This is a genomic window from Bradyrhizobium sp. GCM10028915 (assembly GCF_042666195.1).
Taxonomy (GTDB): domain Bacteria; phylum Pseudomonadota; class Alphaproteobacteria; order Rhizobiales; family Xanthobacteraceae; genus Bradyrhizobium; species Bradyrhizobium canariense_D.
In genome coordinates this window covers 31,731-51,248 of sequence record NZ_JBHTFN010000057.1, presented here as the reverse complement: position 1 = coordinate 51,248, position 19,518 = coordinate 31,731, and the positions used below count along the sequence as shown (strand labels likewise).

Genomic DNA, 19,518 nt, shown 5'->3' with positions numbered 1-19,518 from the left:
AACAAGAGCGAGCCACAGCCAGCCGAGGCTCGCGTGTGCCCAATCTAGGCCGACGGGTAGCAAAAGGAGTCCGTCGAACAATCGCCGCCCTCCAGCCTGATCTGGTGCGCACGATATCCGTCGGGGAAGCTCACGAAGTAGTTCTTGTCGAGCTCGAGGCCACCATTGCGACCGACATTGGCCATGACTTCCAAACCCGGAACGCCATCGGGATAGAACTGGTCATCCCAGGTGGAATAGAGCGAATTGGTCCAGTACACCCGCCTGCCGTCCCGGCTGATCTCGACCATCTGCGGACCGGCCGCAAATGCCTTGCCGTTCGGATGGGGGGTGCGGCGCGCGATGCCGCCGATGTGAACCGAGCCCGCAAGCTTCGGCTTTCGCGGATCACTCACGTCGTACTGGCGCATTTCACCCGTGCCCCAGCACGAGACATAGAGAAAACGATCATCCATCGACAGGTCGATGTCGGTCACCAGCGGCGGCACGGCGCCAAAGCCCTGAAGCAGCGGCGGGAGCTTCTCCTTTGGCGCAGGCTCGGGCGGGATCGTCGCCGTCTTCTCCGCATGGAATTTTCCGCCTTCGCGCCACCAGGTCCAGATCGAGGCTTCGAGATTCGTGGTGTCGACCACAACGCCTACAAAGCCGTATTCGCGAACCGGATCGTGCGCCGGCCGTACCTCCAGCGCCATCTGATGATTGGCGCCGAGGTCGATGGTCTGCACGTTGCGACGGGCGCGGAGATCCCAGAAGTGGAGACGATGGCCATATTTGTTCGCCAGCAGATCTTCCGGGACGATCCCGTTCTCGAACTGCGGCGGCAATGCCCATTCGCTCGTCACCATGTAGTCGCGCGGCAGGTTCCACCAGAAATCATAGTGCAGCGTCTGCGGACCGCGGTCGATCTCCCATCGTCCAAGGACCTCGAACGTCTCGCAATCCATGATGAAGACGCCTGGAGGCCCGTTGGTGCCGTCCTTGCCGCCGCCGCCGAGCGTGCTCACATAGACGCCGTCCGGCCCGCAATGGATGGTGTGCGGCCGCGAATAGCCGGTCTTTTTGAAGACTTCCTCGGGCTCGATGATCTTGTGGATTTTGGCTTTGGTCGGATCGGGCTTGGTATCGATGATGTAAATCCGCGACGAGCGCAGCCCGGGGATGATGAGATAGCGCCGCTCGATGAAGGCATGCCCAGTGAGCGGCGACAAGGCGGAGGAGCAGGCATTCCAGCCGAAGTGATGAAACTCATCGCCCTTGTTGGGCATCGTCACGGTGTGGACGATCTGGCTGTAGGTCGGCGATCCCGGCTTGGCGTCGATCACCGCGAGAGCATCCGGTTTCGAGAAATCCGGACTGAGCAGCAACGTGTAGGCAAAGTTCTCCGCAGGAGCTTCCATCGCAAGCTTGGGCGATGCGTGAAAGGTGGGATCCGGCCTCATCGTCATGGCACTGCCTCCCTGTTTCGTTGGTTCGCACCAACCTGGTTCGGAATAGCGGCATAATGAAGAGCTGTTGCGCGATGTCTTGAGTTGCTCCGCGGGCCAGGTTGGCGAGCGTACAATATGTCATCGCCGGGCTGCGGGAAACCGCCCGAACCGCGTTAATTCGACGCCTTCAGCCAGATGGAAGCTGGCGGGATCAGGCCAGGGTGCGCACCTCACACTCAGCGTCGTCCCGGCCTTCGCCGGGACGACAGCGTTGCGCTACTTCCCCCACCTCAACGCCAGCGCATCGCGCTCCTTGGCCAACTCCAGCAGCCCGGCCCGCGTCGCCGGGTGCAACGGCTGGAGCGGATGCCGCACCGTGTCCGACTTGATCACGCCGCCGGCCTGCATCATCGCCTTGCAGGCGATCAGGCCGCATTGGCGGTTTTCGTAGTTGATCAGCGGCAGCCAGCGTTCGTAGGCGGCTTTGGCCTCTTCACGCTTGCCGGCGAAATAGGGATCGACGATCTGGCGGATGCCGTCGGGATAGCCGCCGCCGGTCATCGCGCCGGTGGCGCCGGCATCGAGATCGGCGAGCAGCGTGATCGCTTCCTCGCCGTCCCAGGGACCCTCGATATCGCTGCCGCCGGCGTCGATCAGGCTGCGCAGCTTTGCAGCCGCGCCCGGCACCTCGATCTTGAAATAGCGGATGTTGGCGAAATCGCGCGCCAGCCGCGCGAGCAGTTCGACCGACAGGGGGGTGCCGGCGACAGGCGCATCCTGGATCATGATCGGAATCTTGATCGCGCCCGACAGCACCTTGAAGAATTCGACGACGCCTTTTTCGGGCACGCGGAAGGTGGCGCCGTGATAGGGCGGCATCACCATGACCATGGCGGCACCGGCCGCCTCGGCCTGCCGGCTGCGCGCGGCGCAGACGGCCGAGCTGAAATGCGTGGTGGTGACGATCACGGGAACGCGGCCCGCGACATGCTCCAGCACCGCATGCATCACGGTCTCGCGCTCGGCATCCGTGAGCACGAACTGCTCGGAGAAATTGGCGAGAATGCACAGACCGTTCGAGCCTGCGTCGATCATGAAATCGATGCAGCGGCGCTGTCCCTCAAGGTCGAGTTCGCCGCGCTCGTCGAAGATGGTGGGCGCGACCGGGAACACGCCGCGATAGGGGCGCTGGGCCTTGTGTTGGGGCGTGACCGGCATCGAACTCTCCATCCCTGATATCTCTTACATCTGCCGCGACGCTCGCGCAGCGCCACAGATGTACCCGCCGCGCGCATCGGCGGCAATGCCGATCGCACGACGTAAGGACGGAAGATTGTCGAAGCTATGCGGTCCTCACCGCGCCCAAAAAGCCCTCGACCGCGACGCGGAGACGATCGGCGTCGGCGGACATTTTCGTCACGGACACCGACAGGACCGAACCGGCATTGCCCGTCTCCTGGTTCAGCCTGGCGACGCTGCCGATGGTGTCGGTGACCTCGCGGGTTCCCTGCGCGGCCTGCTGGAAGTTGCGGGAGATCTCGGTGGTGGCCGCACGCTGCTGTTCGACCGCTGCCGCGATCGCCGTCATCTTTTCGTCGATGCCGCTGATCGCGCCGCCGATCGCGCGGATGGCCGCGACCGCCTGGCCCGTCGCGCCCTGGATCTCCGCGACCTGGCGGGAGATTTCTTCCGTCGCCGTCGCCGTCTGCGAAGCGAGGCTCTTGACCTCGCCGGCGACCACGGCGAAGCCGCGGCCGGCCTCGCCCGCGCGCGCGGCTTCGATGGTGGCGTTCAACGCCAGGAGATTGGTCTGCCCTGCGATGGCGTTGATCATCTTCACGACCTCGCCTATGCGGCCAGCGGTCTGATCGAGGATTTCGACCGTCGCATTGGTCTGCGCTGCCTGCGACACGGCTTCGCGGGCCTCGCGGGCGCTGGCCTGCACCTGCGCGGAGATCTCGCCGACGGACGCCGAGAGTTCTTCGGTCGCCGCTGCGATGGTCTCGAGATTGTTGGTGGCCTGCTCGGCGGAGGAGGAGACCGCCGCGGTCTGGCTGCTCGATTCCGAAACCAGTGAGCGGACGTCGGTCGCGGTGGCATCGAGCTCCTTGGTCGACGCCGCAACGCTGTGAATGACGGCTTGCACGGTGTCGTCGAAACTGCGGCAGGCCGCATCGACGGTGCCGGAGCGGGCGAGCTGGAGCGCCTGCTGCGATTCGCGCTCCTGGCCCAGGCGTTCCGCGGTCGCCGCGCTCTCGCGCAGGCTTTCGAGTGCGGCCGCCATGGTGCCGAACTCGTCGGGATACCTGGATTGCGGGACGGGCGTCGCGTAGTCGCGGGCGCTGATCTTGGCGATCGCGTCCAGGATGGCGCGCACCGGGCGCATCAGGCGATTGCGCACCACGTACACGCCGGTCAGGGTCACGGCGAGCGCGAGCAGGAACGCGAGCGACTGCACGACGAGATTGGTGAGCGCCTTGGCCTGCACCGTTTCCGCCCGGACGATTGACTGGTCGAGCGCCTTGTTGGCCACCGCGACGATGGACGCAAAGGGTGACTGACACAGCGTATTCCACTCCGCGGCGGGCATCGCGGGCTTACCGCTGCCGTCGAAATTCTTGGTGAGGTCGCCGATCTGCTTGAGGGCACCGTCGGTCTTGGCCTTCGCGTCCGCCGCTGCCGTCACCAGCTCCGCCGCCACGCCGGGCGCGGCCAGCAACTCGGCCATGCCCGCCCAACCGGAGGCGATCGTGCCATCCCATTGCGCCACTGACCGCTTCTGAGCGTCGTCGAGCGGCTTGCTGCTGTTGACGTTGGAGCGAAGCGACGAACAATGGATCCCATAACGGTCGCGCACCTGCCAGGCGAAGCGCCGGACCTGGATCATGCGGGCGATGAAGGGGTCGTCCATCCAGGCGCGGTTCGACACCGCGGTGGAAGCGAGGTTGGCCGTTTCGATCACCTTGGTGACGCCATCATACCAGGAGTTGGTGCGCTCGATCTTGCGCTCCGCGCGCGGGCGCTTGGCCTCGTCGTAGAACAGCTGGAACTGCGGCGCGGCGGCGCTCCAGCCCTGCTTCAATGTGCCGGCGAGTTCGTCGCGGCGGGCGAAATCGACGGTGGCGAGCGCGGCGCCGATGGCGTCATAGCCGCCCTGCTCGGCCTTCTCCGCCGCCTCGAGTTTTGCTCGCGGATCATCCTCGCCGAGGATCGCGCTCTGGGCATCGCCGCGATTGTTGCGCAGCGCCAGCACGCCATGGAAGATCGCCTTGTCGGCCGCGGCAAGCCGCGCGGTCTCGAGGCTGTCGCTATAGCGGCCGAACGCCCCAACCATCTGGATCGCCGTGGAGGCCAGCGCACCCGCAGCCAGCAGGGCCATCAAGGTCAGAAGGAGCGAACTTACCGATTTCTTAAACATTGCCATGGTGTCGGGGGCCTGGGTCGGGGGCCTATTCTTTCGAGCGCCACCTTGCCCGCGACATGCCAATGTTCCGTTAAGGTTTTAATCGAATGGGCGTGAGTTTCCGGCCCGACGAGCCTCAGCGCAGTCCCGGATATCACGCAACCTTGGTGAAATCCGGCGGGCGGCGTTCCGCGAACGCCGTGAAGGCCTCGCGCGCCTCAGCGGTGCGCAGGCGCAGCCCGAACTGCTCGCCTTCGGCATTCATCTGCGCGACCAGCGTCTCGCCGTTGCGCATCAGCTTCTTGGTGGCGGTGAGTGCGCCGGCCGGCTGACGGGCAAGACGCTGCGCCAGCGCGAGCGCCTCGGCATCGAGCTTGTCGAGCGGCACGACGCGGTTGGCGAGCCCCCATTCCAGCGCGGATTTGGCCGGCACCGTCTCGCCCAGCGCGAACATCTCGTAGGCCCGCGCATAGCCGATGCGCGCCGGCATCAGCAGGCTGGAAGCTGCTTCCGGCACCAGTGCGAGGCTGACGAAGGGCGTCGACAATTGCGCGTTGGCGGCAAGCACGACGAGGTCGCAATGCAGCAGCATCGTGGTGCCGACGCCGACGGCGCGGCCCTGCACCGCGGCCACCAAGGGCCGGGAGCAGCGCGCCAGCGACTGGATGAAGCGCACGACGTTGCGGCTTCCTTCCGACTTGCCCGCCGCGACCGCCGCGAACTCGCCGACATCGTTGCCGGCGGTAAACATGTCGCCTTCGCCGCGGATCAGGATCACGCGGACCGACGGATCGTGCTCGGCTGATTCGATGGCATCGGCGAGCTTGCCGTACATCGCATCCGTCAGCGCATTCTTCTTGTCGGGGCGTGCCAGCGTGAGCGTGAGAATTCCGCCGTCGTTCCGGATCCGGACGTGCTCGGTCATGGGTCTCTCCTCTATTCCTATGGATCTCTAGAAAGCTCTGTTGAAAGCTGTCTTGGAAACTTGTCCTGAATGCTGGTCAGCCAGCGCGCGACGATATCGATCTCCGCACTGGTGAATCCGTCCGTCAACGCCGCGTTGACCTGTGCCGCGCTGGCCTTCGCCTGCGCCAGTGCCGTCCGCCCCTTCGGCGTCAGCCAGACGCGCCAGGCGCGACCATCCTCGTGATCCGCGCGCCGCTCGACCAGTTTAGCCGCCGCCGTACGGTCGACCAGCCCCGAGATGCCGGCCGGCCCCATGTCGAGCGCCGCGCCCACCTCACCCATCAGGACGCCGTTCTGCTTGCCGAGGATGAACAGCAGCCCCGCTTGCGCCGGCGTGACCTCGCTCGAAGGCTGCGCCGCCATCCAGCGCTGCACGCGCCGCTGCGCCACGCTCAACAGGTAGATCAACCGATGGTGTCTCGCGCCCGCGTCTTTATTTCGCATGCGAAATAGATAATCGAGGCGGATCAGATTGTCAAAGGACGGCAGCTGGACATGTGCCGCGGCAGTCGTCGAGGAACAGGGCCGCCCCGGCGCACCAGGACCTCACCCACCAATCGCAATTAGCCGCCGCCGTCACGCTTGACGGCCGCTTCCTTTTGTGTTCTCTATTCGTTCTATTCAATCATAGATTGTCCCGGAGACCTTTCGTGATGAACAGTATGCGTGGCGAGAACCAGCCGACCCAGCTCGTAATTCATAATGACGATGATACGCCGGACCAATTCGTGATGGATCTGCTTCGGCAGGTTTTCGGCAAATCAGACCGTGAAGCGACCGCGCTGATCACCCAGATCGAGCAGAAGGAAAAAGCGGTTTGCGGACCTTACCCGCAATCGGTTGCCGAAGCCCTTTTCAAATCTGCGCAACAATCCATCGAATTGGCCGGCCACCAACTGCAGGTCACGCTAGAGGCGGTCAAGACTCCTTGCGAACTCTGTGGCAAGCCTGAGGGACAGACCGACGTTCGTATCGGCGACCGAACGGTCTGGCTGTGCAGCGACTGCATGCGTGCGGCGGATGAACCCTCGAACGAACAAGAGGAAGATTTCGACTTTGCTTGCGACGTTCTCGATTGGCACCTTGCCAGCACCGCGCGCAGCAAACTCGTGACCACGATCCGCCAGTTTCCTGGCCACATGCGGGTCGATCTCCAGGCCGCCGTCGACCGGCTCTTCGGCAAGGCCATCCGGCTGGTGGGACTGAACGAGGAGCAGCGCTACGAAACGCTGTCGATTCCACGACTGCTCAAGGAGGGCCGCTATGCGATCGCGATTGCCCCGCTGCAATATTCCGACGTCGACGTAGGCGAGAAGAGCCCGGTCAAGTGTCTGGATAACGGGCTGTGGCTGTGTGAGCAGGATCATCTCCGCTATGCGGTTTTGCTCTGCGCACACCGCGAATACAGTCGCGAGCCCGGAATTCGGATCGAAATCCTGGTACCCTCAGGTTCCGCAGGCGCGGCTCTCGTCCAGCAATGCTTCAGTGAATTGGAAGAAGCCGTACAGGCTGCGCGGACCTATCGCGGCAAGATCCTGTCGCTCGATGCCGATTCCGACTATCGCGGTCGCTCGCGCGGCATCACGGTGCATCGCTTGCCGCAGGTCACGCGCGACGAGGTGATCCTGCCGGAGCAGACCCTGCGGCTGCTCGATCGCAACGTTCTGACCTTCGTCAACACCCGAGACCAATTGCGCCGGCTGGGCCAATCGACACGCAAAGGCATCTTGCTGTACGGGCCGCCGGGCACCGGCAAGACCCACACGATCCGCTATCTGGCAACGCATTTGCCCGGGCATACGACGCTGATCATCACGGCCGAGCAGATCGGTTTGCTCGGCGCCTATATGAGCCTGGCACGGCTGCTCCAGCCGTCGATGGTGGTGATCGAGGATGTCGATCTCATCGCCCGTGACCGCGATGACATGGGGCCGTGTGAGGAATCCATGCTGAACAAGCTGCTCAACGAGATGGACGGGCTGAAGGAAGATGCCGACATCCTGTTCGTCCTGACCACCAATCGGCCGGAGGACCTCGAGGGAGCTCTCGCGGGTCGTCCCGGCCGCATCGATCAGGCCATCGAAGTGCCGCTGCCCGACGAGACCGGCCGCGGCAAGCTGGTCCGGCTCTACGGCAAGGGACTGCCCCTCGATGGGGCGGTGATCGCAGAGGCTGCCCGGCGCAGCGCGGGCACAAATTGCGCCTTCATCAAGGAATTGATGCGACGACTGGCGCAAGGAAGCATCGCGCGGGACGGCGGCAACACCGTGATCTCGGCCGATATCGACGAGGCGCTTGACGACATGCTGTTCTCCGGCGGCCGGCTTAACGCGCAGCTGCTCGGCGGCGCGCAGGCAATGGCCACCGGGTGACGCTCCGAAGTGGCGCGCCTGCTACGGCGTGCACATGAAGCTCGACGCCTCCGTCACTGGGCCGCTCTTGTAGTGCGGCCAGGCCGGCCAGCGGCACAGCGGCAGCGCGCGAAGCGTCGCAAACGACGGCGCCTCGACCTTCTGCTCGGTAACTTCCAGATCGCCGGGCGCCCTGCCCTTTTCGACCCAGTCGACCAGCACGCTCAGCATGTCGACATTGGCCGGCGCGCCGGAGCCGACATGGTCGACCCCTGGCGCGGTGTAGAGCCGCGCGAACTCGGCCGTCTCGGCTTTGCCGACCTTGCGTTCGACGTTCTCGAAATAGCGGATGCCGGCATAGGGGCTTTGCGCGTAGTCCGCCATATGTTCGAGCATGATCAGCCGGCCGCCGCGAGCGCGGAAGCGGCTGAGGTCGGGGTCGGTGGAATCCATCAGGCTGGAGACCTCGAGCAGCCGCGCCTTGTGCGCTTCGGGCTTATACGTCGTCACGTCGAGCTTGGGATCGCGCGCGAACACGTATTGGATGCCGCCGGCGCCGTAGATCCAGGCGATGCCATTATTGGGCGCGGGCGGCTGCGCGGGAGGCGCCGTGCCAAGCCACCACGCGACCCAGCCGCCGGTCGGGCCGACCGCCGGCGTGTCCTCGCCCGACACGCCCCAGCCCGGATAATCGTCGAGGCCATTGGCGAGCGCGAACGGGAATTTGTAGGTCGCATGCAAGGTCTCGATCGCCTTGATCTGTGCGTCGGTGAGGCACTGATCGCCCGTCTTGCCGCTCTCGCAACGCAGCGTCTCCGCCTTGAAGGCCGCCTTGCAGGAAACGGGATCTTGCACCAGCGCGTCATCGGAGCCGTCGGCCTTGTCGCAAGCGGCCCGCACGGCATCGCCGACTAGCTTCACCTGCGCCGGATTGATCCAGCCGTCACCCATGGTCACGAGCCCCGAACGCGTGCCGGCATGCTGCAGGCCGACCCAGTTGATGACGGGCACGCGGGCAAAGATGCCGTCGAAATCATCAGGGTAGCGCTGCGCCATGGTGAGGCCTTCGCGGCCGCCTTCGGACGCCCCCATGAAGTACATTTTCTCCGGCGCCTTGCCGTAAGCGCGCTGCATCAGCGCGACGGCGGCATCGCGCACCTTCTTGTAGGCGCGATGGGCGAAATTCTCGAAGGCTTCGTCGTTGAGCGCGAACAGCTGCGGCGGCTCGCCCGGCTTGGACTCGTGACCGGAATCGGTGCCGTAGGTGACGAAGCCGCGCGCGAGCGGCGACGGCTTGTCGAAGGGATAGGCCGGCGGCAGCGCCAGGCCCGTGATCAGCACGCCATTGAATCCGCCGCCGCCATATTGCAGCGAACGGCCGTTCCATTCGACGGGCAAATTGACCTGAAACTTGATCGGCGGCGCCTTGGGATCGGTGGGATCGATGTGGCCGAGCACCTTGCAGAAGCCGGGATTGGCGGGCGTGACGCGCCCCGACGGCGTCGGGCCGCGTTCGGCGACGGCCAGTTGCGAGGGCGCCAGCAACGTCGCCGAATCGATCACGGCGTCGGCGCCGCCGACGAGGCCGTTGCAGACAGTGTCCGCATCCTCAGTCAGCGTCACCGCTGAAGCGGAATTCGCGCCCAGCGCGCCCGCTGCGCCCACCAGCAATGCGCACAGCTTCACATGGATTTGCGCCATCGTTTCCCCCTGAGTTTCTGTTCGTTCTGCCAGCAGGCCGCATTCAAGGCGCCCTGCGGCCGCTCGTCAATGCAGTGCTAGTGCTCAAACACCAGCCGCGCGCCGACGGTGCCCTCGAGGCTGCGGATCTGCTGCAGCAGCGCGCCTGAATCCTGGCCGCCGAGGTCGGCATCGAGCACGACGTAACCGAGGTCGCCGGAGGTCTCCAGATATTGCGCGGCGATATTGATGTCGCGCTGGAGGAAGACCTCGTTGAGCCGGCGCAGCATGCCGGGCACGTTGCGATGGACGTGGCTGAAGCGCGCGCCGGAGGGACGCAGATGCAGCTGCACTTCCGGAAAATTCACCGCGCCCGTGGTCGATCCGGTGATGAAAAAGTCGACCAGCTTGCGCGCCACCTCGCCGCCGATGCGCTCCTGCGCCTCCTCGGTCGAGCCGCCGATATGCGGCGTGAGGATGACATTGCCGAGGCCCTGCACCGGGCTGTTGAAGCGGTCCGAATTCGAGGACGGCTCGACCGGAAACACGTCGATGGCGGCACCCGCGAGATGGCCGTCGCGCAGAGCCCCCGCCAACGCATCGAGATCGACGACGGTGCCGCGGCTGTTGTTGATCAGGAGCGAGCCGGGCTTCATCGCCCGCAGCTCCTTCTCGCCGATCATCCCTGATGTCTCCGGCGTCTCCGGCACGTGCAGGCTGACGACGTCGCTCTGCGCGAGCAGCTCCTCCAGCTTCTCGACTGGCTCGGTGTTGCCGTGGCGGAGCTTGTCGGTGCGGTCGAAATAGATCACGCGCATGCCGATCGCCTCGGCCAGGGTCGAGAGCTGCGAGCCGATATTGCCGTAGCCGATGATGCCGAGGGTGCGGCCGCGCACCTCGCGGCTGCCGGTCGCCGACTTGTCCCAGCCGCCCTCATGGGCCGACACCGAGCGCGGGAAAATGCGCCGCAGCAGCATCACGATCTCGCCGATCACGAGCTCGGCGACGCTGCGCGTGTTGGAGAACGGCGCGTTGAACACCGGAATGCCGCGCTTGCGCGCCGCCAGCAGATCGACCTGGTTGGTGCCGACGCTGAAGCAGCCGACGGCGAGAAGCTGGTCGGCGGCCTCCAGCACCTCATCGGTGATCTGGGTGCGCGAGCGGATGCCCAGCAATGACACGCCCTTGAGCGCCCGCCGCAAATCCTCGCCGTCCAGCGCCTTGGTCAGGCGCTCGACATTGGTGAAACCCGCCGTTCTGAACAGGTCCACGGCGCTGTCATTGACGCCTTCGAGCAGCAGCGCCTTCGCGCTCCGCTCAGGGCTTCGGCCTGGGACTGACATGAAATCTCCGTGGGTCACAGCTTCGCCGCAGCTCATAGACCGCGGGGGATGCGCAGCACAATAGGGTTCGGATACGGGGAGAAGATGGCGGAGCGGTCGTCAGATCACGTAAAACCCGTGCGTCCCGTCCAGACGCAATTGTTCGACCAGGCCATATTCCCAGTCGAGATAGGCCTGCATCGCGCGTTCGTCGACGCCGGTGCCTTCATAGGGGCGGCGGTAGCGGTGAGCGGGGTCCGGCTTGGGGAAGACGTGCGGCGGCCCGATTTCGAGCGCGCCGTCGTAGCCGCCTTCCTGTACATAGACCTCCCAGCCCATCTGCGCGAGCCAGGACGCCGTCATGTCGGCGCGGACGCCCTTGTCGTCGGTCAGCGCGATGCGCGCGCCGCGTACCGGTGCGGCCATGTCGGTTTCCTGGACGAGCTGGCCGCCGGGATAATGGCGAAAGCCCGGGAGATGGCCGGCTGCATATTCCTCGGCGTCACGCACGTCGAAGCGATAGAGCGTGCGATCGGTCTGCGCGACAAGCGCAGCCATCTCGCTCGCACCGATGTGGCGCACGCCGGCGCGATAGGCGACATCGCGCGCATTGGCCGGACCGCCCTCGAACGGCCCGATCGCGCCACGCCTGTTAGCACCGTGGTCGAGCGTATGCCGCGCCAGCGTCCAGCCGATAGTGCCGTTGCGCAGCGCCCGGACCTTGTTCGGCACGCCGGCATTGATCAGCGATTGGGTGCCGATGATCGAGCGGGTGCGGCCGGCGCAATTGACGATGATGGTGGTGTCGGCATCGGGTGCCGCCTGTCCTGCCCGCAGCACCAGCTCCGCGCCGGGCACGCTGACCGAGCCCGGAATGTTCATGGTAGCATATTCGTCGAAGCGGCGGACGTCGAGGATGGCAATGTTGGCCTTGTCCGCGATGAGTTTTGCCACCTCGTCGGCACTGAACGAGGGCGTGTGCCTACGCGACTCGACCAGCTCGCCAAAGGCTTTGGAGTAGGAGTTGACGTCCTCGAACATTTGATAGCCCGCGTCGCGCCAGGCCTTCAGTCCGCCATCGAGCGCGCGGACGTTGGTATAGCCGAGCGCGGCCAGCCGCTCGGCACCCGCGGTGACGAGCCCTTCGCCGTCATCATAGAGCACGATCGGCACATTCTTGCGCGGCAGCCTGACGTCCGCTTCGATCGCAATCCGATCGGCAGCCATGTTGGCGGCGAACAGCGGATGTCCCGTCGCGAAACCAGCCTCGTGCCTGAGATCAAGCAACGCGATCTCCTCGCGGAGCAGCAGTGCACGGCGGATGTCGGCGGGAGTGACGGTGGTGATCTTCATGGCGTAAACCCTGACGAGGATTGGCCATGGGCTTTTGAACGATTGCAGAAGTGTTGGCTAGCCTTTGCGGCAGCCCGTTCATTCGCCGGGAACAAGCCGCCCGAGCCGTGGCTGCGCCAGCCGCCTCAGCTTTCGACGCGACAAATAAAGCAAAACGCCGGTGACCGCGAACAGCGGCATCAGCACAGCCGCGAGCATGAACGCGAGCTTGCCGGGCCAGCCCAGAAATGCGCCGCGGTGGATATCGAGCACGTTCGCGATGGTCTTCTCGCCGAGGGTCTTATCGGAATAACGCTCCGCAGACACGAATTGGCCTGTGATGGCATCGACGCGGAATTCGTCACGGGTGGTGTCGAGGGTCGAGTCTTTCCCCCAGGAGCGGATCCGTATCACCGTGCCCGGACCGGCGGGCAGCGTCAGCAACGCCTTGGAGAAACGGCCGCCCTCTTCGTGCAGGAAGGCGGCCCACGCGCGATCAAAGCCGATCGGCTGTGCCGTCTCGCTGACACCGGCAGCACGCGACGCCTTTGTGGGCATCTTGGGCTGCATCTTCGCCGCGGCGATCTGCGGGCGCGACAGCAACCAGACGACGCCATCCTTGTACCAGTCGAACGAGTACCAGAGCCCGGTGAACGTCATCACCAGATAGACCGGCAGGACCCAGGTGCCGATCACCGCATGCAGCGACCGATGCAGACCGCGGCCACTGAGCCCGAGATTCGGCTTCAGCCACATCTTCACGCTGCCTGCACGACGCGGCCAGCGCAGCACGAGGCCCGAGATCAGCATCACGATCAGGCCGAGCGCGGCCACGCCCGTGATCTGGCGCCCCCAGCCCTTGGCGTCGCCGGGAATCAACAGCCAGCGATGCAGCTTGCGCACGGTCGCGAAAAACTCTTCGCCGTCCGGTGTGCCCAACACGCGCGCGTCATAGGGATCGACATAGAGCGAGGACGGCCGCGCGCCTCGTTCGTCGCGGGCGAAGCGCACATGCACCGCGGCGGACGGATCACTCGCCAGCGTCACGGCGGAGATTTTGCCGACGTCCTGCGCCGCAGTCAGGCGCGCAACCAGTTCGTCCGGCATCAGCGCCGGTGCCTGGCGCGGCGCGACCTGCATGATGCCGGCGTTGAGATGATCGACGATCTCGTCCTCAAAACTCATGATCGCACCGGTCAGTGCGATCACGGCGAGCAGCAGCGCCAGCACGAGGCCCGCGATGGAATGGACATGAAGCAGAGCGGCCTTGATCGTGCGCCAGGACTCACGCATCGGCGCGAGCCCTCCTGCTCGGCGCGATCATCCGAAGGGCGTCCCTGCGCGACATGCCCATCGCTAAAACTTCACCGTCGCCGACAGCGAGACCCGCCGCGCGTCGCCGAGGGCGACGTTCAGATTATTGACGGCGGAGGGATAGTAGACAGTGTCGAACAGGTTCTTGACGTTGAGCTGGTAGATCACCGGCGTGTTCTGGTATTTCATCTCATAGGTCGCGAAAATATCGGCGACCACATAAGGGGGCAGGAAGAAGGAGTTGATCGAATCGCCGGGACGATCACCGACATAACGCGCGCCGCCGCCGAGGCGGAGCTGACCCGGCAGGGCTGTGCCGAAGTCATAGACCAGATAGAGCGAGGCCGTGTTCAGCGCGACGTTCTGCAGCTTCCTGTCGAGCAGCGTGACATCCTCGGATGCCGTCACGCGGGCATCGGTGTAGCCGTAACTGCCGATCAAGGCCCAGCTGTCGGTGAGCCTGCCGGTGACATCCAGCTCGACGCCGCGCGAATGAGCACGGCCCACGGTGTGGAGTTCCACGACGCCTGCGCTGTTCGTCTTGGTCGTCTGCACGTTCTTCTTGTCGAGATCGTAGAGCGCCAGCGTTCCGGAGATGCGCTTGTTCAAATCGAACTTGACGCCGGTCTCGTATGACACGCCTTCTTCCGGCGCGACGTTGGAGCCGATCGTGACGCCGATCGGCGCAATGGTCGAATTCGGCTTCAACGATTCAGTATAGCTCGCATAGAGCGATATCTGGTCGGTGAGCTTGAAAATGGCGCCGCCGAGCGGAAGCACCTTGTCCTGGGACACATTGGTGTTGGTGAAAAACGGCTTCCCGCGCCCGGCGATCTGGTCGTAGTCCATGTAGCGCACGCCGCCGACCAAGGCGAACCGCTCTGTCAGATGCAACGTGTCCTGGACGAATATCGACCACTGGCCAAGCTTGTCGGTCTGCGCACTGTCTGGATTGGACACCGTCGTTCCCGGCCCGATCAGGCCGTAAACGGGATTGTAGACATTGAAGGCGGGCGTTGTCTGCCGGATCAGATTGTCCCGGTAGATGGTGCGATACTGGCCGTCGCCACCGAACACCACGTCATTGCGCATCTCGCCGAGCCAGAAGCCGCCAGAAACGTAGGACGTTCCGTAGCTTGCGTTGCTGAGCGAACCCTGCGTGCCGTCGTTGCTGCGGGTCTCGGCGCCTGTCGTGAAGTTGATGCCGGTGATACGAAGCTGGTTGGCGCTGAAGGTCTCGGTGTTGTAGCTGTAGCCGGCGTAGAGCTTCCAATCCTGATTGAAACGGTGCTCGACAGACGCCTGGATCAGGTCCGACGTGCCCCACGTGTTATTGAAGGGCTCGTCGAGCCGGCGCGTCTTGGGCACCGCCAGCGGCGCCTTCGTCACCGGATTGAACGCCGTGCCGCGATCGAACGGATAGATGAACTCGCGATGCTCGTAGTTGAGCTGCACCGTGGTGTCCTGGCCGTACCAGGCCAGTGACGGCGCGACCAGCATCTCGCGATGGCGGCCGAAATTGCGCCAATAATCCTCGCTGACGCCGTAGCCGATGAAGCGATAGGCCAGGCCTTGGTCACCGATCGGACCGGTGACGTCGAGCAAACCGTCGGCGCCGTTGCGATTGTTCGCGAAAGCTGAGCCGAGCAGCGTGACCGAGCCATGCTGGTACAGCTCCGGCCGCTTGCTGATGGTGTTGACGATGCCGCCGGGATCCATGATGCCATAGAGCAGCGAGGCCGGCCCCTTCAGCACCTCGACGCTTTCGACTGCGGGATTGAAGCTGCGCCCCTGCACCAGCGGCATGCCGTTGCGCATGATCGAGCCGTCGCGGTTGTCGCCGAAGCCGCGGCGGATGACCGCGTCCTGGCTGCCGGCGAGCGTGTTTGTCTGGGTGATGCCGCTGACATTGATCAGCGCGTCGTCGATGTTGCGCGGGAGCTGGTCCTTCAGCACCTGCCCCGGCACCACGTTGACGGCCTGCGACGTATCGAGCGGCGAAGCGCCACTGCGCAGCGTGGTCGCGCTCGGCATCGCGCGGTAGCCGAGCTTGGCGGCCTGTTGCGCGGCGGCTTCAGCCGCGGCGCGCTCCGAGAGCGTCGGCGCTGCGGGTGCGGGATTGTGATTGCGCTGGCGCGCGGCGGTTTGCGTGCGGGGCGGAGACTGGTCCGATGCACGCGCCGCTTTCGGCCGCGGTGCCGGCGCCTCGACCGTCACCGGCGGCAGAGCCGATTGCGCTTGGGCGGCCGTCGCGCTGAAGAAAGGTGCGCCGAGCAGAACGGCTGCTCCAATGAGGAGGACTGCGCAGCTCGTGCCGGCAGGAGTTCGACGGCCGCTGACGCGCTGGCCATCCAGATGAGCACGCACTTTCGATTCACTTCCAAGTCAGACGCAGAAGCTGGCGCGTCTAACAGCCGTTGTTCGTGAAGAGAACCGCAAGCGGCCTTGAATCGCTCTAGTGTTGAATGGTTCTAGGCTTTGATCGCGCTATTTCCTATCCTCGATGGATTGCGCAGCGACCGCGACACGCAGCGCGCGAATTCGCGGCAACGTGTCGCGGCTTCGCGCGATCTCACGCGATCGCGGGAGCCATCAGCTCGTCGAGCTTGCGCTTGAGCGCGGTGCCGTCGGACAAGGCCCGGAGCGGCGGCCGCACGCGTAGCCAGCTCGCGTCGCCCGTCTGTGCCGCGAGGATGGCTTTCAGCGTCGTGAGGAAGGATGGTGATTTCACCACGATGTCCACGGCAGCCTGCATGCGTGCTTCGACATCCTTGCCGTCGATCATTGCCTTGACCAGCTCCGGCGCGATGTTGGCCATGCCGCAGATGGTGCCGGCACCGCCGGCGGCGATCGCGCGGGCGATGTCAACTTCGTTGCCGACGGTGATGGCGAGCTCGGGAGCGGCGGCACGGAACGCCTGGAACTGCTTGAAGTCGCCGCTGGAGTCTTTCAGGCCTGCAACGACCTTGCCGTAGCGCTTGCGCAAATTCGCGGCGACGCCGGTCGGGATCGCGACACCCGAGATCTGCGGGATATGATAGAGGTAGGCACGCAGGCGATCGTCGGCGACGCCGTCGAGGATCGCCGCAAAGGCATCCTCGATGCCTTCAGGGCTGACGCTTCGGTCAAAGTAAGGCGGCAGATACAGCACGTGGCGCAGGCCGAGACCGAGCACGGCACGCGTCAATGCGATGCTGTCGCCGATCGCGGGGAAGCCGCCGCCGATTCCAATTCGGTCCGGCGCAACGCCGGCCTTGAGCACGGCTTCGATGGTCGCGACGCGTTCGGCGACATTGAACGAGGTGCCCTCGCCGGTGGTGCCGAACAGCACGACACCGTCGATGCCCTTACCGAAGAGTTGCTTGGCGTGGGCGGCGAGCTTGGCGGAGTCCACGCTGCCGTCCGTCGCCAGCGGCGTCGCCGAAGCCACCCAGAACCCGCGAATTGCCTCCGTCATCGCACCATCCGTTGCTGTGGCTTCGCACCACGTCTGATCTCGGACGATCAAACCCAGAGCTTGGCAAGCCTTGTTTTTGCTTTACTTTGCGGCTTGTACCTTACATACAACAAAGGCGCAAATCCTTTCCGCCGTCATGGCGCGCATAACACGCAGCCAGATTCCGAGGAGGTCTCGCATGGACATGGTGACCCCGGTCGAGCGGCCCACCCAGTTGCTCGGCGCCTTGCGCGACAGGCTCGGCGCGGCTGCCGTGCTTGTCGGCACCGACGTGCCCGCGCGCAATTGCAACGACTGGAGCGCGAGCCTGCCGCAAACGCCGCTCGCGGTGATCCGCCCGGTCGATGCGCAAGGCGTGGCCGACGCGATTCTGACCTGCCGGCAGGCGCATCTGCCGTTCGTGCCGCAGGGCGGATTGACCGGGCTGTGCCGCGGCGCATCGCCTGAAGCAGGCTGGGTCGCGATCTCGCTCGAGCGCATGAGCGGGATCGAGGAGATCGATCACGCCTCGATGACGATGACGGTGAAAGCAGGCACGCCGCTGCAGACGATTCAGATGGCAGCCGACGAAGCCGGCTTCTTCTTTCCGCTCGATCTCGGCTCGCGCGGCTCCTGCGCCATCGGCGGCAACCTCTCGAGCAATGCCGGCGGCAATCGCGTGATCCGCTATGGCATGACGCGCGAGCTGGTGCTCGGGCTCGAAGTCGTGCTGCCCGACGGCACCATCATCACTAGCCTCAACAAGCTGATGAAGAACAATGCCGGCTATGATCTGAAGCATCTGTTCATCGGCTCGGAAGGCACGCTCGGCATCATCACCCGCGTGGTGCTGCGGCTGTTTCCAAAACCGCGTTCGACCATGGCCGCGCTCTGCGCGCTCGAGGACTATGCCGCGGTGATCGCGCTGCTCGGCGCCGCGCGAAGCGGGCTCGGCCCGCTGCTGTCGGCGTTCGAGGTGATGTGGCCGGATTACTGGGACGTGATCACGTCGCGCGCAGGCGTCAAGCCGCCGGTCGCCGCAGGCCATGGCCTCTACGTGCTGGTGGAAGCGCAGGGCACCGACGAGAGCCTCGACGCACCGCGCTTCCAAAGCTGGCTCGAAGAGCTGATGGAGCGCGGGCTTCTCGCCGACGCCGCCGTGGCGCAATCGCTGGCGCAGACGCAAAGCTTCTGGCGCGTGCGCGACATCTGTGCCGAGTTCGGCCAGGTGCTGGGGCCGCACATCTCCTACGACATCGGCCTCGCCGTGGCGCGGATGGACGAGTTCGTCACGCGCTGCAAGGCGGCGCTGGCTGATGGCGTCGAGGGATGCGAAAGCGTCTATTACGGCCATATCGGCGACGGAAATCTGCATCTCGTCTCCTGGGTCACCGGCCTTGCCGTCGAGCAGCAGCCGAAGGAAGAGATGGACGCGATCATTTACGGTCTCGTGCGCGAGATGGGCGGCAGCGTCTCGGCCGAGCACGGCATCGGCACGTTGAAGAAGAAGTGGCTGGGTCATGCCCGCAGCGAGGCCGAGATCGCGCTGATGCGAACGCTGAAGGCCGCACTCGATCCCGATCATCTGCTCAACCCCGGCAAGGTGATCTGAGAGAGCCGATGCGATCGCTGAAGCTCGATGCACCGAAATCGCTGTCGCAACGGGTCGTGCAGCGGCTGCGCCAGGCCATCATCGACGGCGAGTTCGCGCTCGGCGCCGCCATCTCCGAGGAGATGGTGGCAAACTCCTTCGGCGTCAGCCGCACCCCGGTGCGCGAGGCGATGGGTCAGCTGCAGGCGCAGGGCCTCGTCGTGATCCGGCCGCAGGTCGGCAGTTTTGTCTTTACGCCAAGCGCGGAAGACATCACCGCGCTCTGCACGTTCAGGATCGCGCTGGAGCCCAAGGCCGCTGAGCTCGCCTTCCGCCATGATCGCGCCGGTGCGATCGCGACGATGAGCGAGGCGATCGCGGCGATGGAGCCGGCGATTGCAGCCAGGGACAACATCGCCTATGGCCGCGCCGACGCTGCCTTTCACGAAGCGCTGTTCAGCCATTGCGGCAACCACTATCTCGCCGAATCCTATCAGCTCGCATCCAGCCGCGTCGCGGCACTGCGCACCAATTTGACTTCGCCGATCGACGTGCGCACCCGCACGTCCTTCGACGAGCATCGCAAGCTGCTCGATCTGTTCGCGCGCGGCGAGTTCGCCGCCTTCGCGACGCTGATGACCACGCACGTCACCAATTCTGGCGTGGTCTACGCCAAAGCGCTGCAGGTCGATTGAG

General features: G+C 65.0%; 14 protein-coding genes. 3 read left to right on the top strand and 11 right to left on the bottom strand.

Features of this window, described 5'->3' with window-relative positions; genetic code table 11:
• Positions 1-44: 44 nt before the first annotated feature.
• The 5 genes from ACFQX9_RS29345 to ACFQX9_RS29325 form a co-directional block, all read right to left on the bottom strand.
• Positions 45-1,445 (bottom strand): selenium-binding protein SBP56-related protein, encoded by a 1,401-nt coding sequence (locus ACFQX9_RS29345; RefSeq protein ID WP_085351558.1) that lies wholly within the window; start codon positions 1,443-1,445, stop codon positions 45-47.
• 258 nt (positions 1,446-1,703) lie between these two features.
• Entirely contained in the window at positions 1,704-2,645 is a 942-nt protein-coding gene (locus ACFQX9_RS29340; protein WP_377791256.1) for a dihydrodipicolinate synthase family protein, read from the bottom strand.
• 124 nt (positions 2,646-2,769) lie between these two features.
• Positions 2,770-4,851 (bottom strand): methyl-accepting chemotaxis protein, encoded by a 2,082-nt coding sequence (locus ACFQX9_RS29335; RefSeq protein ID WP_377791255.1) that lies wholly within the window; start codon positions 4,849-4,851, stop codon positions 2,770-2,772.
• A gap of 133 nt (positions 4,852-4,984) precedes the next feature.
• Entirely contained in the window at positions 4,985-5,755 is a 771-nt protein-coding gene (locus ACFQX9_RS29330; protein ID WP_018453065.1) for an enoyl-CoA hydratase, read from the bottom strand.
• 17 nt (positions 5,756-5,772) lie between these two features.
• Positions 5,773-6,240, bottom strand: coding sequence for a MarR family winged helix-turn-helix transcriptional regulator (locus ACFQX9_RS29325; RefSeq protein ID WP_085351560.1), 468 nt, complete (start codon positions 6,238-6,240; stop codon positions 5,773-5,775).
• 209 nt (positions 6,241-6,449) lie between these two features.
• Here ACFQX9_RS29325 and ACFQX9_RS29320 point away from each other — a divergent pair, with 209 nt between their 5' ends.
• Positions 6,450-8,168, top strand: a complete 1,719-nt coding sequence (locus ACFQX9_RS29320; protein ID WP_377791263.1) for an ATP-dependent Clp protease adaptor ClpS — start codon at positions 6,450-6,452, stop codon at positions 8,166-8,168.
• A gap of 21 nt (positions 8,169-8,189) precedes the next feature.
• Here the strand turns inward: ACFQX9_RS29320 and ACFQX9_RS29315 are convergent, their stop codons facing one another.
• The 6 genes from ACFQX9_RS29315 to ACFQX9_RS29290 all read right to left on the bottom strand — a co-directional run bounded on the left by ACFQX9_RS29315 (position 8,190) and on the right by ACFQX9_RS29290 (position 17,252).
• On the bottom strand, positions 8,190-9,848 hold the full coding sequence (locus tag ACFQX9_RS29315; protein ID WP_377791254.1) for a tannase/feruloyl esterase family alpha/beta hydrolase: 1,659 nt from the start codon (positions 9,846-9,848) through the stop codon (positions 8,190-8,192).
• A 77-nt stretch (positions 9,849-9,925) separates the two neighbouring features.
• Positions 9,926-11,170, bottom strand: a complete 1,245-nt coding sequence (gene serA / locus ACFQX9_RS29310) for a phosphoglycerate dehydrogenase (RefSeq protein ID WP_085351563.1) — start codon at positions 11,168-11,170, stop codon at positions 9,926-9,928.
• 99 nt (positions 11,171-11,269) lie between these two features.
• A complete protein-coding gene (locus ACFQX9_RS29305) occupies positions 11,270-12,502 on the bottom strand; it encodes a rhodanese-like domain-containing protein (protein ID WP_085351564.1) in 1,233 nt (410 codons plus the stop codon).
• Between the two features lie 78 nt (positions 12,503-12,580).
• Complete coding sequence (locus ACFQX9_RS29300) at positions 12,581-13,774, bottom strand: PepSY domain-containing protein (protein WP_085351565.1); 1,194 nt, start codon at positions 13,772-13,774, stop codon at positions 12,581-12,583.
• Between the two features lie 63 nt (positions 13,775-13,837).
• Positions 13,838-16,162: a TonB-dependent siderophore receptor gene (locus ACFQX9_RS29295; RefSeq protein ID WP_377791253.1), complete on the bottom strand. Its 2,325-nt coding sequence runs from the start codon at positions 16,160-16,162 to the stop codon at positions 13,838-13,840.
• A gap of 205 nt (positions 16,163-16,367) precedes the next feature.
• The gene (locus ACFQX9_RS29290) at positions 16,368-17,252 is read right to left on the bottom strand and encodes a dihydrodipicolinate synthase family protein (RefSeq protein WP_377791252.1); all 885 of its coding nucleotides are present in this window, start codon (positions 17,250-17,252) and stop codon (positions 16,368-16,370) included.
• Positions 17,253-17,430: 178 nt separating this feature from the next.
• On the opposite strand from ACFQX9_RS29290, the gene ACFQX9_RS29285 reads away from it, so the two are divergent.
• Both ACFQX9_RS29285 and ACFQX9_RS29280 read left to right on the top strand, forming a co-directional pair.
• Positions 17,431-18,843 carry an FAD-binding oxidoreductase gene (locus tag ACFQX9_RS29285; RefSeq protein WP_377791251.1) on the top strand — a complete coding sequence of 471 codons (1,413 nt, stop codon included), beginning with the start codon at positions 17,431-17,433 and terminating at the stop codon, positions 18,841-18,843.
• Positions 18,844-18,851: 8 nt separating this feature from the next.
• Positions 18,852-19,517: a GntR family transcriptional regulator gene (locus tag ACFQX9_RS29280; RefSeq protein ID WP_377791250.1), complete on the top strand. Its 666-nt coding sequence runs from the start codon at positions 18,852-18,854 to the stop codon at positions 19,515-19,517.
• The last annotated feature ends 1 nt before the right edge of the window (position 19,518 follow it).